Below are 14,810 nucleotides of genomic sequence, written 5' to 3'. Positions count from 1 at the left end.
GCGGGTGTGGTGGCGATCAGCTCCCAGACCGGGTCGATCCGCCGGCTCCAAACCACCGCGACGCCGGGCAGCGGAGCTACCGGGGCCAGCAGCAGCACGAGCGACGGCAGGCTCGGCTCGGCGGAGTTGAGAAGCACGCCGCACCCCAGCACCGCGACGGTCACCGCGAGCCAGGGCAGCAGCGTCCAGGCGAGCCAGCGTCGGTTCACGGCCGCTGCCTGTGTGCGTTGCCGGACCGGAGGCGGGCTCGTTTCGATCGCCTGGTCGAGCGAGATGGCGACACGGTCGAGCAGATCCGCCGTGGCCGGGGTGGCGTTCGCGGCGAGTTCCTCACGGCAGTCCGCGCACGTGTCGAGATGGACCTCGATGGACCAGAGTGCGGCATCGTCGAGTCCGCGCCCGCCGTCCGCGTAGCGGGCCAGCATCAGAGGGGTGGGATGAGTCATGAGAGCGCCTCCCGCAGCGCGATCCGGGCCCGCCGCGCGCGGGTCTTCACAATGCCCTCCGGCATGCCGAGCAGCACCGCCGTCTGCCGGACCGACAGGTCGTCGAGCACCATCGCCTGCAGCACCTGGCGCAACTCCGATGGCAGCCGCAGCAGCGCCTGTTCGAGGTTCTGGTCGACGCGGTTCGCCATCACCTCGTCCTCAGCGGCCGGCGCGGTCGTCTCGACCAGGGCAATGGTCGGCACCCGCTCGTGCCGGGCTCGTCGGCGGAACGCATCGACGAGACGGTTCGCGGCGATCGTCCAGAGCCAGCCGACCGCACTGCCCTCGGTCACGGAGCCTGCGTAGCTGCCGGCTGCCCGCCAGACCGCCAGGTAGGTCTCCTGGAGCACTTCGGCGATGACGTCGTCGTCAGCGCAGCGGCGACGGAGCCGTACCGCCAGCCAGGGCGAGGTACGCCGATACAACTCGTCGAACGCCGCCCGGTCACCGCAGGCGATGCGACGCACGAGCTCTGCCCCGTCGGGGTCTGCCACACTTTTCACGATCAGGGAGACGATGCGACCATCGATTCAGGTTCTCGAGCGGTTCAGCGACTACTGATTCCCCATGTGGTTGTCAACGCCTGGCTCGTGACTGCCTGTAGCCATCTCAGCCAAGGCTGGCAGCGCGAGGTGGCGGGCTGCCCTCGAAGGGACGACCGTCGTGTAGGAGTGCCCACAGGACGTTCAGGCGGCGGCGCGCGAGGGCGATGACGGCCTGCTTATGAGTCTTCTTCTCGGCCCTCTTGCGTTTGTGACCCACTGGAAGATCACCCGCTCGACCTGGTCGACATCCCTCCAAGCGCCCTGCATCTCGATCAGCTCAGCTTTGAAGGTGCCGTTCAGGGCCTCGGCCATCGCGTTGACGCTGATCGGAAAATCGATGTGCGGGAGGGCAGGCGGCAGCATCCGGGCTGCTTGCGGACCGGATGACAGTGAGTCGAGACGGTCAGGCTGATGCTGGGCTGAGGACGACTTGGTGGCCGAGGGCCTGGAGTTGGCGGACGAGGTCGCGGGTTTTGCGGGCGGGGTCGCGGGTTTTGCGGGCGGGGTCGAGATGGCGGCGGTGCCAGTCGGCACCGAGCTCCTGGTAGGAGGCGTCCGGGTCGTTGATCAGGTGCCAGGCGATCACGAGCATCGAGCGGGCGACGGCGACCAGAGCTTTGGCATGGCCGCGGCGTTTGACGATGCGCCGGTAGCGAGCGCCGAGGAAGGTGTCGGTGCGAGCGGCGGCGTTGGCGGCCTCACCGAGAGCGCCCTTGCGCCAGGGGTTTCCCTGCCCGGCCGGCCCCGAGGTGTTCTTCGCTCCGGACTGGATCGTGCGGGGGCACAACTTGGCCCAGGACACCAGGTGATCGGGGGTGGGGAAGCGGCTCATGTCCGCGCCGATCTCGGCGAGGATGATCTGCGCGGTGGCCGGCCCGGTCCCGGGGACGGCGTCCAGCTTCTCGGCCAGAGTCCGCGCACTGACCGCAGCGGACTCGTCCCCGATGCCTGTGCTGCCTGGCGAGGTGGTGATCTCCTCCAGCGTCCGGACGATCATCCGGTCGAGTTCGTCGATCTGTGCGGTCAGGTGGTCGACGGTGGACAGCAGCACCCGCAGCAGCCGGGCGTGGTGGTCTTCGAACTGCCCGGTCAGGACGCCACGCTTCCCAAACGTGCGCCGGCGGGCTCACCAGCACCTTCGATGCGATCACATCGTGACCCTGACGCCGCAGCTCAGCATGGGTGACGGGATTGTCGGCACCCGCAGGTTCGGAGGCGGGTGCGCGGACGGCGTTCGGTACACGGGAAGCCTCATCCTGCGGCACAGCGTACGCAGGTGCGCGCCGCCGGGCGTACCTCCAGGCGTTGGGTCGGGATCGGCTCGCCACAGCCCTCGCACCGTCCGTAGTCGCCCTCCTCCAACCGCTCCAGCGCCCGATCCAGATCGGCCAGATGGTCGCGCGCCTGCGCCAGCATGGCGGCGACATGGGCCCGCTCGAAGGCGGTGCTCGACCCCTCTGGATCGTGCTCGTCATCGGTTGCGACCAGGGCGTTCGCCTCGATGATTCCATCGAAGTCACGGCTCAACGCCGCGATCTGCACGCTCGTGCCAGCACGTTCGGCCGCCAGCAGCTTGCGAAAGGACTCACGCTGCAGCGGGGAGAAAAGGGCATCTCTGGATGAATCATTCATAGAGGGGTTAACGTCGGCGCCCAGGGCTCATATTTCGGATACCCATGCGCCCACCAAGCCGAATGCCGCGGTGTCCGGGAGACGGGTTCGCTCCCACTGCCGGGATGACGGTGGTGACTACGTCCCGCCGTCTGCGAGCAGGTGCATCCAGCTGTCGGTGAGCAGGGCGAGGGCCTTCTCGGGGCCGACGTCCCAGCCGTGACGGGTCACGCGGCGGGCGGCGTAGTCGGGCTGGGAGAGCGCCAGGATCCAGCGGGTGCGGCGGGTGGCGGGGTCGAAGCGGTCCGCCTGGTCCGGACCGTGCCCTCGCCGAAAACCCATCCGGCCTGGTGGGAGCCGATGTGCGGGGTGTACGGGACCTCGACGGCGGTCGCTCAGAGCCGACGCCCTCGCGCGGCCGCCGGCCGTCGCGGCATGATGATCGACGGTGCTGCTGCGACTCTGCGGCTGCCGATAAATCATCCAGCGAGGTCAGGAGCTTGATCGTCGACGACGGGGCTTCCGCGCTGCCTCCCCGCTCGCGCCCGTGCTGTGCACGTGGACGGCGGTCGGGCGGCATCATGACCTGTCGTGCTGCTGCGCCTGGCCTACCTCGCCGTGACCAACACCTTCACCCTCCTGCGCCTGCTACCGAAGAGCAAGGACTCTGCTGCGTAATTCGACTGAGTGAGCGTCGCGGGTGCGGCATGATCGCTTCTGTGGCCCTGGTCGCGTCGTGGGCCGCAGGGGGTGGAGCAGATGTCGTTGCAGCCGAAGGGGCTGCCAGAGATCCCGGCACAGACCGTGGCTGTCGCTCGGGCGGCGTTCCCTCACGGGACACTGGCGATGCGGGCGCGGGATCGGCTGGGCGAGGTGTTCGCGGACGAGCCGTTCACCGGGGCGTTCGGACGCCGTGGAGCGCCGGGCCTGCCGCCGGCGGTGTTATCGCTGGTCACGGTGCTGCAGTTCGCGGAGAACCTGACCGACCGGCAGGCCGCTGCGATGGCAGTCCGCGCGATCGACTGGAAGTACGCGATCGGCGCGGAACTGACCGATACCGGTTTCGACGCGACCGTGCTGTCCCGCTTCAGGACCCGGCTCGTGGAGCACGGCATGGAGCGGGTGGTGTTCGACCGGCTCGTGGACGTCTGCCGCGAGCAGGGCCTGGTCGGGGCCGGTGGCAAGCAGCGCACCGACTCCACCCATGTGATCAGCGCGGTCCGTGACCTGAACCGAACCGAACTCGCGGGTGAGAGCGTACGGGCAGCCTTGGAGGCGCTTGCGGTCGCGGCTCCGGGCTGGCTGGCCGACGCGGTGGACGTTCCCGAGCTCGCGCACCGCTACGAGGAACGCGTCAACGGGTGGACGATGCCGTCGTCGAAGTCGAAGCGGGACCGGCTGGCCGTGGTGTTCGGGCAGGACGCGCTGGCGCTCTGCCGGGCGGTCTGGGCACCCGGGGCGCCGGGATGGCTGCGGGAGATCGAGCCGGTCGCGTTCCTGCGCAGGATGCTCGTGCAGACCTACTACGTATCCACTGACGCGCGGGGACGGGAGGTGATCGTGAAGCGGGAAGCCGACAAGGAGGGCGTCCCGCCAGGCCATCTCCGCCTGGCCTCTCCCTACGACCCTGATGCGCGGTGGGCGGCCAAGGGCGACGATCTGTTCTGGCTCGGCTACAAGGTCCACCTCACCGAAACCTGCGACACTCCCACCGAAGCCGAAGCCGAAGCCGAAGCCGAAGCCGAAGCCGAAGCCGAAGCCGAAGCCGAAGCCGAAGCCGAAGCCGAAGCCGAAGCCGAAGCCGAAGCCGAAGCCGAAGCCGAAGCCGAAGCCGAAGTGCTGCCGTTGCGGCTGATCACGGACGTCTACACCACTGAGGCAAGCGTCCCAGACGTCAAGGCCACCGGGCCCGTCCAGCAAAACCTCGCCGACCGCGACCTCACGCCGGGCGAGCACTACCTCGACGCCGGCTACCCGTCCGCCGACCTGATCCACGACGCCGCCGGCCGCGGCATCACCATGGTCACCCCGGCCCTCCTCGACCACTCACCGCAGGCCAAGGCCGACGCCGGCTTCCAGAAGAGCGCCTTCCGTATCGATTGGAAGGCCCGCCAGGCCCGCTGCCCGCAGGGCCGCACCAGCACCGGCTGGTTCCCCGTCCGGCAGCACGGCCGCGACGCCATCGTCGTCCAGTTCGCCCCCACCGACTGCCACGCATGCCCCGTCCAGGACGAGTGCACCACCTCCGCGCGTGGCACCCGCATCCTCAGCCTCCGGCCGCAAGAACTCCACGAGACCCTGGCCAGAGCGCGAACTGAGCAGATCACGAAGACCTGGAAGGACAAGTACACACTCCGCGCTGGGATCGAGGGCACCATCAACCAGGCCCTCGACGTCACCGGCCTCCGCCGGGCCCGCTACCGCGGACTGCCCAAGGTCCGCCTCCAGCACGCCTTCTCCGCCACTGCCCTCAACGTCATCCGACTCGACGCCCACTGGAACCCCGGCCACACGGCGCTCAGCCCTCGGACCAGCAGACTCACCCGCCTCAGCCACCAACTCGCAGCCTGAGTAACCGAATTACGCAGCAGAGTCAGCAAGCGGGACAAAGACATTGAGATCCTCCGCTGCGGCACCAGCTGCTGGTCCTGCAGCGCCAGGTCGGCAAGCCCGTGTTCACCGACACCGACCGCGCAGTCCTTGCCGGTTTGCTCTACCACCTCCCGATCGACAAGCTGCGCCAACTCTTGAGGTTCTTGATCCGTGACCGGGACTCGAGGTTCACGCAGGCCTTCGACGCGGTGCTGGCCGATGCCGGGCTGGAGGTCGTCATCAGCGGCATCCGGATGCCCCGGATGAACTCCATCATGGAACGGTGGATTCAGACCTGCCGGCGCGAGCTGCTGGACCACAGCTTGATCTGGAACCAGCGTCACCTGCTCCACGCCCTACGCGAGTTCGAGTCCTTCTACAACAGGCACCGGCCTCACCGGGCCCTGGGCCAAGCCGCCCCGCTCCGCTCACTGCCCGAACCGATCACCGCACCAGGACAGATCACACACCTGAAGATCCGCCGACGAGATCGACTCGGCGGCACCCTCCACGAGTCCCACCACGCCGCTTGACCAGGGCGGATGATTATTCGGCACCCGCAGTGTCCAAGATCAAGGGTCAAGGCCCAAGGCCGGGAAGTTAGCGTTTTCGCAGGTCACGCAAGGCCGTTGAAGGTTCGAGGCGAAAGCACAACGGAGCTCGTTGATACAGGCAGTCGACCAAGACAGCTTGTACGTGAGGAGCTCCGTTGCGAGTTCATTTTGCCCTGCAGTCCGCGCTGACGGCCATCACCCGTACGGTGACCGTGGCCGCGGGACGGTTCGCACCAGGCCACTTGGGAGAACTGACCGCTGTGGTTTCGTTCGAGCTGGTGGACGCGGTTCTGGCACAGACGCGGACGGTGCAGCGGCGGCTGCGTGATCTTCCGTCGCGGGTCGGGATGTACTTCCTGCTCGCGATGTGCCTGTTCCCCGAGGTTGGCTACCGGCTGGTCTGGGACAAGCTCACCGGCGGCCTGGCCGGGATGCCGGTGGCCCAGCCGAGCGCGAAGGCCCTGCGGGATCTGCGGCGTCGGCTTGGGGCCGCGCCGGTGCGGTCACTGTTCGAGGTGCTTGCAGGTCCGCTGGCTCGCCCGACGACACCGGGGGTGCGCTTCGGCGCTTACCGGACGGTGTCCTTCGACGGCTGCAGCTCGCTACGGGTACCCGATTCGCCCCGCAACCGGGCCTGGCTCGGGCGAACGGCCCATCACGGCTATCCCACGCTGGAGCTGATGACGCTGGTCGAGACCGGGACCAGGTCCCTGATCGGCGCGGTCTTCGGTCCCACCGACGAGGGTGAGACCGCCTATGCCCGTCGGCTGCTGCACCTGCTGGGGCCGGACATGCTGGTGCTGTGGGACAAGGGCTTCGACGCCAACGCCTTCCTCGCCCAGGTGAGCGCGACCGGCGCGAAGGTCCTGGGCCGACTCCGCAGCAACCGGCGCACCCCGGTCCTGGCCCGCCTGGACGACGGCTCCTACCTGTCGGTGATTGGCACCGTCAAGGTCCGGATCATCGACGCCGAGATCACGGTGACCTGCGCCGACGGCACCGTGTTCACCGGCTCCTACCGGTTGGCCACCACCTTGACAGACGCGCGCCGGCACCCCGCAGCGGCGCTCGTCAGCCTCTATCACGAGCGCTGGGAACACGAGAGTGCGTACTACGCGCTCCGCCACACGATCCTGGCCGGCCGGAACTTTCGGTCGGGCGATCGGGCCGGTCTCGAACAGGAGGTGTGGGCCCTGCTCACGCTCTACCAGGCCCTACGGGCCGTGATGGTCGAGGCCGCCGAGTCCCTCCCCGGCACCGACCCCGACCGCTGCAGTTTCACCGTGGCTCTCCAGACCACCCGCGACCAGGTCGTCCAGGCCACAGGGATCGTCCCGGACGAGCCCGGCTCCCTCGGGTTGATCGGCCAGCGAGTGCTGGCCCGACTCCTTGCGCCCCGCCGTCACCGAGCGAGCATCCGCAAGGTCAAGTCACCCATCTCCCGCTACAGCGAGCGACGTGACGACGGCCGCCCCGACCGCAGCCGCACCATCACCGAGCTCACCGTCACCGTCCTCGAACCCGACCCCGAACAGCAGCCTTTGCCCACGGTCTCCCGCGACGACCGCCACACCGTCCCGACCCAACGCCGACGGCACCGCATCCTCGCGCTGCTGCAGGACGACCCGACCCGCCTATGGAGACCCGCGGAGATCGCCGCCCACTTCGGCGACATCACCCTGCACACCATGTATCGGCAGCTGTCCCGATGGGCCGAAACCGGGATTATCCACAAACTCGGGCCCGGCCTCTACGCAGCCACGGCCTGGACCTCAACGCCCTTGCCACCAGCGCAAACAGGCTAACTTCCCGGCCTTGGGTCAAGGCCCGGTGCGGCTGCCTGGGCACCCTGATGGTCTTCCTTCACTCCAACGGCGGCAGCTGGGACGAGCACATGACAGATACCTACCGGCCCGCCGCCAATTGCCGGTACTACCAGCGGTGCCTGCCACAGAAGGTCGCCGCGATCATGGCCAACTGCCCGCTGCCCGAGGTGCAGCCGCAGTGGCTGCCACGCATCATCCACCAAGGGCCACCTTCCGGTTTCCGGCCCCGGACGGCACCCTGACCACCCTCCTGGCCCACTCCCGGATCTGCATCCGTCTCCCACCACACCAACCCGATCCTCGACACCCTCCCCGCCATCCACACGCCGGTGCGGCCGCAGGCATGGAGATCCTGCCGGACGGCGCGGAACTCGTTGTCCGACCCAACGGGAAGGCAAGGACATTTATGAAACGCATATCGACTGCGTCAGGCAGACGTGGTCAGGCCCAGGGCCTGATGGCCGCGGCGTCGGTTGTCGCACTGGTCGCAGTGACCGCACCTGGATACGCCCACGGCACCGCGGCAAGCACGCCGGTCTACGAAGAACCGTCCGCCGCCGACTGGCCGTTCGCGGGCCAGAACCTGCATGACACCCGCTACAACCCGCACGAAAACATCATCAGTCCGTCCACAGTGTCCACCCTCAAGCCCCGCTGGGTCCTCACCACCGGAGGGAACGTCACCGCGACTCCTACCGTGGTCCGGGGCACTGTCTACGTACCCGACTACGGCGGCAACCTGTGGGCCGTCAACTCGGCCACAGGCAAGGTGGTCTGGAAGAACCCGATAAGCCGCTACAGCGGCATCAAGGGCGACATCTCGCGCAACAGCCCGGCCTACTGGCAGGGTCGGCTCATCCTGGGCGCGGGAGTGCAGACCAACAAGCTCCTGACGGGTGCCCAGGTGATGAGCCTCGACGCCCGCACCGGCAAGCCGTTGTGGCGCACCAAGGTGGACTCCGATCCGACCGCCATCATCACCCAGTCGCCCGTCGTCGCCGACGGCGTCGTGTACGTCGGCGTCTCCTCCAAAGCCGAGGCGATCAACAAGCCCACCACCTTCCGCGGCAGTGCCCTGGCGCTCGATGCCCACACCGGCAAGGTGTTGTGGAAGCGGTACATGGTGCCGAAGGGGTACACCGGCGGCGCGATCTGGGGCAGCACCCCGGTCGTGGACAAGGCCCGTGGCCTGCTGTACGTCACCACGGGGAACAACGAAAGCGTCCCCGCCGGAGTCTGCAAGTCCCCGATCGCGACCAACTGCAAGCCCGTGGCGGCCGACGACCACATCGACGCGATCGTGGCGCTCAGCCTGCGCACCGGCAAGGTCGTCTGGGTCCGACGCACCCTGGCGAGCGACACCTCGACCAATTTCAGGCACTACGGCCCCGATTACGACTTCGGCGCCGGCCCCAACCTCTTCACCACCGTCCGGAACGGCAAGCGCGTCCAACTGCTGGGCGCGGGCCAGAAGAGCGGCATGTACTGGGCGCTCGACCCGGCGACGGGCAAGGTCGTGTGGAGCACCGAGGCGGGCCCGGGCAGTCTGCTCGGCGGTATCATGTGGGGCACGGCCACAGACGGTCGGCGCATCTTCGTCTCCATCGGCAACCTCAACCACGTCAAGTACCCGATCGTGTCATCGTCGGGCAAGAAGTCGACGACCACGGGTGGGTTCTGGGCAGCGCTGGACGCGGCCACCGGCAAGATCCTCTGGCAGACCGCCGATCCGCAGCTCGCCTATGACAACGCCGCGATGAGCGTGGCCAACGGCGTGGTGTACGCGGGCTCGATGGCCGGCAAGGGCGCCAACATGTACGCCCTCGACGCCGCCACCGGAAAGATCAAGTGGCGCTTCGCCAGCGGCGGCGCGGTCACCGGCGGTGCCGCCATCGTCAACGGCACGGCCTACTGGGGCTCCGGCTACCAGACCGCGGCCATCGGCCTCGGCTACCCCGGCAACAACAACAAGCTCTACGCGTTCTCCCCCGCACCGAACAAGTGACGCCCCCGGACCATCGGCGCCAGACGCCGTGAGCGCCTGGCGGGCTGCGGCATGCGGGGTCACACCAGTTCGGCGCGGGACGGAACACCGGGGCAACGAAGAGTGGTTCAGTTCCAGCCACTCCCGTTGCGTGGCGACAGGATTTTGACAGGTCAGCGCCGTCTGATCACCGACCTGACCAGGGTGACGTTCATGAACTCGACCGGCCTCGGACTCCTCGTCGGTCTCCGCAAGCGAATCGGGTACGCGCATCGATGCCCTCAGGCTGATGATCACCAATCCCGACATCCACCGGATCTTCGTCATCACCAACCCGGCCCACGCCTTCCCGATCTACAGCTCAACGGAAGTCGGGCTGAGATGAGTGCCAAAGCCCGACCACAGCAGGCCAGCGCATCGCCCAGCCCCACCCGCCTGACCAGGCGTGGACAGGTCTGCGGTCGACGCCGGCGCCGCCATGGTCAGGGTTGGCCAGTGGCGGGCGTGCCGCCTGGTCGGGCCAGTGGCCGGGGCGGCGAGGCCGGACAGGCCCGGGGCCGGGGCCCGCCTGCTGCGGCAGTCCCGCCGCTGACCGACCGCAGCCTCATAGTCAGTTAAGGACCTGGACCTCACCAACGTGGACGCCCACAGTGCTGCTTCGCCTCTCTGGCCGAAGCGACCGGCCGGACAGGGCCGCATCGCCGAGGCGCGTCGCGACAATCGGGCCAGGTCCCAGAGCGCAGTGGCGGGATCGGTGGGCGAGGCGGTCCCGGGGTCGATGCCTCCGGGCGGTGCCCGACAACATCCGCGGATGCCTGTTGATCGCCACCCAGCTGTCCCTGGGCACCCTGCTCGCCGACCAGTGGAAACCGTTGGTCCAGGCGGCCGTGCAGGCCATGGCAACAGCGAGCACGGATCCCGCCAACGACGCCACCTCACGTGTCTGGGCGGCGATCGTGCTGGCGGAACTGAACCTCCACGAGGGCACCACCGCGCTCGAGACGCTGGCGGACGACCGGCTTTTGGACGAGGAATTCAACGAAGACCCGCACAGCCCGGATTTCAGCGACCGTCTCCTCGCTGCCAGGTCCTTGCTGGAGCTCCACCCGCAGCGGGGAAAAGACGCCTGCCACCGGCTCGTCCACGACTCCTACCTGTACGACTCCGTCCGGGTACGCGCCGCTGACGTGCTCCTGGTTGCCGAGGACGAACGCGCCTGCTCCGCCTTCACCTACCTTGCCGAAGCGGACATCCTTTTCGACGACCGTCTCGACGCGGCGAACCGGCTCACAACCCTGGACCCCGAGGCGGCAGTTCGCGCGCTGCACCAGCTGATCGGAGACTACCGGGGCGACCCGGACTGGCTCGACTGGTGCAAGGATGCCGCCCAGGCCCTGACCGATATGGGCGACCCGCGCGGCCAGCAGATCATCAGTGAGCTCTGCGCCGAACTCTGACATCTGCACCGAGAGCCCCAGGAGGCCGTTGTGGATCTCACCCTCGGCGAGCGGGACGCCATCGCCGCCCACGCGTCCGTCCTGGGACTGTCCCCGGATGAGTACATCCACCGGACCGCAGCCGAGCGGGCCCTGGCCTGGCAACGCGAGCGGGAAGCCTTCCAGGCCCTGGCACGGCGGCACGGCCAAACGGCCGAGAAAGTGGTACGCCGCGGACGCCTCACCGACAGCAACCTCTGACCGGAGCCTTCCTGCTTCCGGACCCGGCTGCCGGGCCCCACCCTGCACTGCTGTTGCCGGGTTGGCATGAACGGCTTGCGCCGACCCCGTCCTCGTCCTCGTCCTCGCCCTCGCCCTCGTCCTCGCCCTCGCCCTCGCCCTCGCCCTCGCCCTCGCCCTCGCCCTCGCCCAGAGTTCGGGGCCCGGGAGGGGTGAAGGGAAGGAGGCGGCCGTAAGGTCATGGGCTGGCGGCCCCTGGAATCCATTTCAGTGTGGCCAGGCCGGCGGGGCCACCGAGATGGAGTGTGTGGGCGTAGACGGACTGGAACGCGAAGGCCGCTTGTCGCCGCCACACCCCTGTTCACCGGAGTCCGCGGCGCCCAACTCGCCGGCCGCGCCAGCCTCATCACCTGCGGCCCCCTCCCCGCCCGCCACGGCACCCGCCGCCCCAGTTGCCGTCCGCCCCCGAGACAGCGCCAGCGATGTCGGCGCCCGAGGCAGCCCCGGCGGACGAGGCGGTGCCCTCGGAAGTGGTGGCGGTGGATGAGGCGGCCGCGGTCGAGCAGGCACCGGCTCCCGCCCGGCGTCGCCGCAAGGCGCAGCCTGCTGTCGCGGTCGCGGACGGGGTTGATGCTGCTCCGGCCAAGACGCCTGCTGCGGTCCCGGCGCCGCGCCAGGACGGCGTGGGCGAGGGCGAGAAGAGCGCACCGGCAAAGCGGGCGGCGAGGAAGCCTGCCGCATCCAAGGCCAGCGAAGAAGACGGCCGCGAAGAAGCCTGCGGCAAAGAAGGCGCCGGCCGCCAAGCCCGCGGCTGGCGCACCGGCGGATGCGAGCAAGAAGGAGAAGGCCGGACCGACTCTGGGCGAACTCCTGCTGAACATCCTCGGCAAGACGCCCGGCGAGCCGCACCTGACCGGCGAGGTGCACGCCCGGCTCCAGGAGGACCACCCCGAGCGGCGCACCAGCATGCAGACCGTCCGCAACACCCTGGAGACCTTGGGCAAGAAGGGTCTCGCCCGCCGCAGCACCCAGCAGGGTTCGGTCATGTACTCAGCCGATGCGGCGGCCGGTGAGAAAGCTCCTGTTGCTGCCGAAGGTGATAAGTCCGCCCATGCGCAGACCGGCGAGAAGGTCACAGCGGACGCGTAAGCACCGCGGGCCGTACCAGCACGATGAGCAAGGACGCCCCATCCCGGAACCCGTCAACGACACCGACGCCCGCCTCGCCTACGTCGCCGTCACCCGCGCCCGCCACCAACTCGACCTCGGCGGCCTCTCGTGGATCAATACCTACTCCACTGACTGAACTCAGCTTGCGGCCTCGGGCGCGAGTGGGTTCGAAGTGAGCTGTCCGGTGAGGGCGCGAGGCGCGTGACGCACCCTGCGCAGGCGGGACCGGCCCGGTGAGGCGCGGAATATCGTGGCCCCGGCGGGCGTCTTAATGTGGTCGGCCTTCACCTTCGAGGCCGTCCCTGATCCCAGGCCGCCGCCTGATCCGGAGGCTGCTCACGAGGCGGCCCCTTCGCGAGAACCGAAAGCAGAGAACGCATGCGCGCCACCGTCATTCACGGCCCGAACGACGTCCGAGTCGAGGAGGTCCCCGACGCCGCGCTGCGGCGTCCCGCCGACGCGGTGGTGCGGACCGTACTCGCCTGCGTGTGCGGCAGCGACCTGTGGGCCTACCGCGGCGTGGCCGCCCGGGAGAAGGGGCAGCGGATCGGGCACGAGTTCCTGGGCGTGGTCGAGGAAGTCGGCTCCGAGGTGCGCGGCTTCCGGCCAGGCGACCTGGTGGTTGCGCCGTTCGTGTGGTCGGACGGCGTGTGCGAGTTCTGCGCCGAGGGCCTGCACACCTCCTGCCCGCACGGCGGGTTCTGGGGTGAGCCGGGTTCGGACGGCGGGCAGGGCGAGGCGGTCCGGGTTCCGTTCGCCGACGGCACGCTGGTCAAGCTGCCCGCGGAGGTCCGCTCGGACGAGCGGCTGCTGACGGCCGTGCTGGCGCTGTCCGACGTCATGTCCACCGGGCACCATGCGGCCATGTCCGCGGGCGTCCGTCCGGGCGCGACGGTCGCCGTAGTCGGCGACGGCGCGGTCGGCCTGTGCGGCGTACTGGCCGCGCGCCGGCTCGGCGCGGAGCGGATCATCGCGCTGGGGCGGCACGAGTCGCGGACCGCGATCGCGCGCACCTTCGGCGCGACCGACGTCGTCCCGGCCCGCGGTGCGGAAGCCGTGGCGGCGGTCAAGGAGCTGACCGGCGGCTCGGGCGCGCACGCGGTCCTGGAGGCGGTCGGCACCGAGGAGTCGATGCGAACCGCGATCTCCATCACCCGCGACGGCGGCTCCGTCGGCTACGTCGGCGTGCCTCACGGCGGCAGCGCGGGCGTGGACATCCAGCAGATGTTCAACCGCAATGTCGCGGTGCGGGGCGGGGTGGCGCCGGCGCGCCACTACATTCCCGCACTGTTGGCGGACGTGCTGGGCGGGGTCATCGACCCGTCGCCGGTGTTCGACAGGACGGTCGAGCTGGCGGGAGTGCCGGAGGGTTACAAGGCGATGGATGCGCGCGAGGCGCTCAAGGTCAAGATCACCTTCTAGCCGCGGGTCGCTGCGCGCCGCCTGCCGGCGGCGGGCAGTACATCGCCGCCGCCCGCAACGTCGACGAGCAGGTCACACCCCTCGCAACCGTCATAAAGCGAGGGGTTCGGACGTGCTCAGAGGTCGTTTTCTCCCGTTGTTTCATCCTGGAATCTGCGGTTGGTGTGGCTTTGTAGGATCGCGCCACGAGATGGTGTTCTCGCCGGTGAGCCGGCGGGCCATGAGGTCGGTCATCGCGAGGTGGATCATGGCTTCGGAGCGTGCGGGGAGGCTTTCATAGTCGCGGGCCAAGCGGCGGTGGAGCATTAGCCAGCCGTAGGTCCGCTCGACCGTCCAGCGTTTCGGGATCGGCATGAACCCCCTGGTCCCGGGGGCGCGTTGGACAATTTCCAGGTCGATACCGAGGGTGGCGGCGTGTTCGACGAAGTGTTTGGCGGTAGCCGCCGTCGACCCAGACCTTGCGGATGGTGGGGTGGGCTGCGGCCACCTGGTCGAGCAGGCAGGTGCCAGCCACGGAGGCCTGGACGCTCGCCGCGGTAACCAGCACCGCCAGCAGGAGACCGAGAGTGTCGGTGACGATGCTGCGCTTCCTGCCCACGATCGGGTCTGCTGCACCCGCAGACCGGTCGCCCCTCGTAGCGCAGACCTTCACCCAGGACCGCAGCCACCACAGACCACCTGCGAACGTCCCGCCTCGGCGGCGGAGCAAAGTCGTGACAAGCACACATCAGTGGCCTGCCGCAGTTCGGGCAGCCATGCTCCCGCCCCGGCTCAGCATGCCGCTTGAAGCTGACACGACACGCACGCGTAGTGCAGCTTGTGGCGAGTGGTGGCATAGGGGCACACCAGGCGACCGTACTGAGCCAGCCCTCAAACGGGCCACTCCATTCCACCGCTCGCTTCCTCCGGTGACGTTGACAGCCGTCCATAAGAAGCGACGTC

15 protein-coding genes and 2 pseudogenes are annotated in these 14,810 nt (G+C 68.9%); 11 read left to right on the top strand and 6 right to left on the bottom strand.

Annotated elements, in window-relative coordinates; all coding sequences use genetic code 11:
- Positions 1-442: 442 nt before the first annotated feature.
- From OIE49_RS36190 to OIE49_RS36165, 5 genes are all read right to left on the bottom strand, one after another.
- The gene (locus OIE49_RS36190) at positions 443-982 is read right to left on the bottom strand and encodes an RNA polymerase sigma factor (RefSeq protein ID WP_326805997.1); all 540 of its coding nucleotides are present in this window, start codon (positions 980-982) and stop codon (positions 443-445) included.
- Positions 983-1,174: 192 nt separating this feature from the next.
- A complete protein-coding gene (locus OIE49_RS36180; protein ID WP_326806451.1) occupies positions 1,175-1,396 on the bottom strand; it encodes a hypothetical protein in 222 nt (73 codons plus the stop codon).
- Positions 1,397-1,436: 40 nt separating this feature from the next.
- On the bottom strand, positions 1,437-2,084 hold the full coding sequence (locus OIE49_RS36175; RefSeq protein WP_326805996.1) for a transposase: 648 nt from the start codon (positions 2,082-2,084) through the stop codon (positions 1,437-1,439).
- Between the two features lie 200 nt (positions 2,085-2,284).
- Positions 2,285-2,665, bottom strand: a complete 381-nt coding sequence (locus tag OIE49_RS36170) for a TraR/DksA family transcriptional regulator (protein WP_326805995.1) — start codon at positions 2,663-2,665, stop codon at positions 2,285-2,287.
- Between the two features lie 117 nt (positions 2,666-2,782).
- Positions 2,783-2,986 carry a hypothetical protein gene (locus OIE49_RS36165; RefSeq protein WP_326805994.1) on the bottom strand — a complete coding sequence of 68 codons (204 nt, stop codon included), beginning with the start codon at positions 2,984-2,986 and terminating at the stop codon, positions 2,783-2,785.
- Between the two features lie 504 nt (positions 2,987-3,490).
- Between OIE49_RS36165 and OIE49_RS36160 the strand changes: the two genes are divergently transcribed.
- The 11 genes and pseudogenes from OIE49_RS36160 (at position 3,491) to OIE49_RS36110 (ending at position 13,868) form a co-directional block, all read left to right on the top strand.
- On the top strand, positions 3,491-5,215 hold the full coding sequence (locus OIE49_RS36160) for a transposase (protein ID WP_326805993.1): 1,725 nt from the start codon (positions 3,491-3,493) through the stop codon (positions 5,213-5,215).
- Positions 5,216-5,316: 101 nt separating this feature from the next.
- Positions 5,317-5,769, top strand: a complete 453-nt coding sequence (locus OIE49_RS36155) for an integrase core domain-containing protein (RefSeq protein ID WP_326805992.1) — start codon at positions 5,317-5,319, stop codon at positions 5,767-5,769.
- Positions 5,770-5,945: 176 nt separating this feature from the next.
- The gene (locus OIE49_RS36150) at positions 5,946-7,595 is read left to right on the top strand and encodes an IS4 family transposase (protein ID WP_326805991.1); all 1,650 of its coding nucleotides are present in this window, start codon (positions 5,946-5,948) and stop codon (positions 7,593-7,595) included.
- 89 nt (positions 7,596-7,684) lie between these two features.
- Entirely contained in the window at positions 7,685-7,858 is a 174-nt protein-coding gene (locus OIE49_RS36145; protein WP_326805990.1) for a hypothetical protein, read from the top strand.
- A 248-nt stretch (positions 7,859-8,106) separates the two neighbouring features.
- Positions 8,107-9,621: an outer membrane protein assembly factor BamB family protein gene (locus tag OIE49_RS36140; protein ID WP_326805989.1), complete on the top strand. Its 1,515-nt coding sequence runs from the start codon at positions 8,107-8,109 to the stop codon at positions 9,619-9,621.
- A 770-nt stretch (positions 9,622-10,391) separates the two neighbouring features.
- Entirely contained in the window at positions 10,392-11,057 is a 666-nt protein-coding gene (locus OIE49_RS36135; protein ID WP_326805988.1) for a hypothetical protein, read from the top strand.
- 30 nt (positions 11,058-11,087) lie between these two features.
- Entirely contained in the window at positions 11,088-11,297 is a 210-nt protein-coding gene (locus OIE49_RS36130; protein ID WP_326805987.1) for a hypothetical protein, read from the top strand.
- Positions 11,298-11,618: 321 nt separating this feature from the next.
- Positions 11,619-11,726 (top strand): annotated as a pseudogene (locus tag OIE49_RS36125) (ATP/GTP-binding protein); the annotation flags it as partial.
- 180 nt (positions 11,727-11,906) lie between these two features.
- A complete protein-coding gene (locus tag OIE49_RS36120; RefSeq protein ID WP_326806430.1) occupies positions 11,907-12,425 on the top strand; it encodes a hypothetical protein in 519 nt (172 codons plus the stop codon).
- Positions 12,388-12,582 (top strand): hypothetical protein, encoded by a 195-nt coding sequence (locus OIE49_RS36115; protein ID WP_326806450.1) that lies wholly within the window; start codon positions 12,388-12,390, stop codon positions 12,580-12,582. The genes OIE49_RS36120 and OIE49_RS36115 overlap by 38 nt, the downstream gene beginning before the upstream one ends.
- 242 nt (positions 12,583-12,824) lie before the next feature.
- Entirely contained in the window at positions 12,825-13,868 is a 1,044-nt protein-coding gene (locus OIE49_RS36110) for a zinc-dependent alcohol dehydrogenase family protein (RefSeq protein WP_326800573.1), read from the top strand.
- Positions 13,869-14,009: 141 nt separating this feature from the next.
- Here OIE49_RS36110 and OIE49_RS36105 read toward each other — a convergent pair.
- A pseudogene (locus OIE49_RS36105) lies at positions 14,010-14,481 on the bottom strand (transposase); the annotation flags it as partial.
- Positions 14,482-14,810 lie beyond the last annotated feature (329 nt).

The sequence above is a fragment of the Streptomyces sp. NBC_01788 genome, assembly GCF_035917575.1.
In the GTDB taxonomy this organism is placed as follows: domain Bacteria; phylum Actinomycetota; class Actinomycetes; order Streptomycetales; family Streptomycetaceae; genus Streptomyces.
The sequence above is the reverse complement of the archived record's forward strand: the minus strand, read 5'-3'. Positions and strand labels throughout refer to the sequence as shown.

Coding starts and splice junctions, on each gene's coding strand:
- OIE49_RS36115 (WP_326806450.1), top strand. CDS start 12,388: ATGCGCAGACCGGCGAGAAGGTCACAGCGGACGCGTAAGCACCGCGGG.
- OIE49_RS36165 (WP_326805994.1), bottom strand. CDS start 2,986: ATGGGTTTTCGGCGAGGGCACGGTCCGGACCAGGCGGACCGCTTCGAC.
- OIE49_RS36120 (WP_326806430.1), top strand. CDS start 11,907: ATGCTGCTCCGGCCAAGACGCCTGCTGCGGTCCCGGCGCCGCGCCAGG.
- OIE49_RS36110 (WP_326800573.1), top strand. CDS start 12,825: ATGCGCGCCACCGTCATTCACGGCCCGAACGACGTCCGAGTCGAGGAG.
- OIE49_RS36170 (WP_326805995.1), bottom strand. CDS start 2,665: ATGAATGATTCATCCAGAGATGCCCTTTTCTCCCCGCTGCAGCGTGAG.
- OIE49_RS36160 (WP_326805993.1), top strand. CDS start 3,491: ATGCGGGCGCGGGATCGGCTGGGCGAGGTGTTCGCGGACGAGCCGTTC.
- OIE49_RS36145 (WP_326805990.1), top strand. CDS start 7,685: ATGACAGATACCTACCGGCCCGCCGCCAATTGCCGGTACTACCAGCGG.
- OIE49_RS36180 (WP_326806451.1), bottom strand. CDS start 1,396: ATGCTGCCGCCTGCCCTCCCGCACATCGATTTTCCGATCAGCGTCAAC.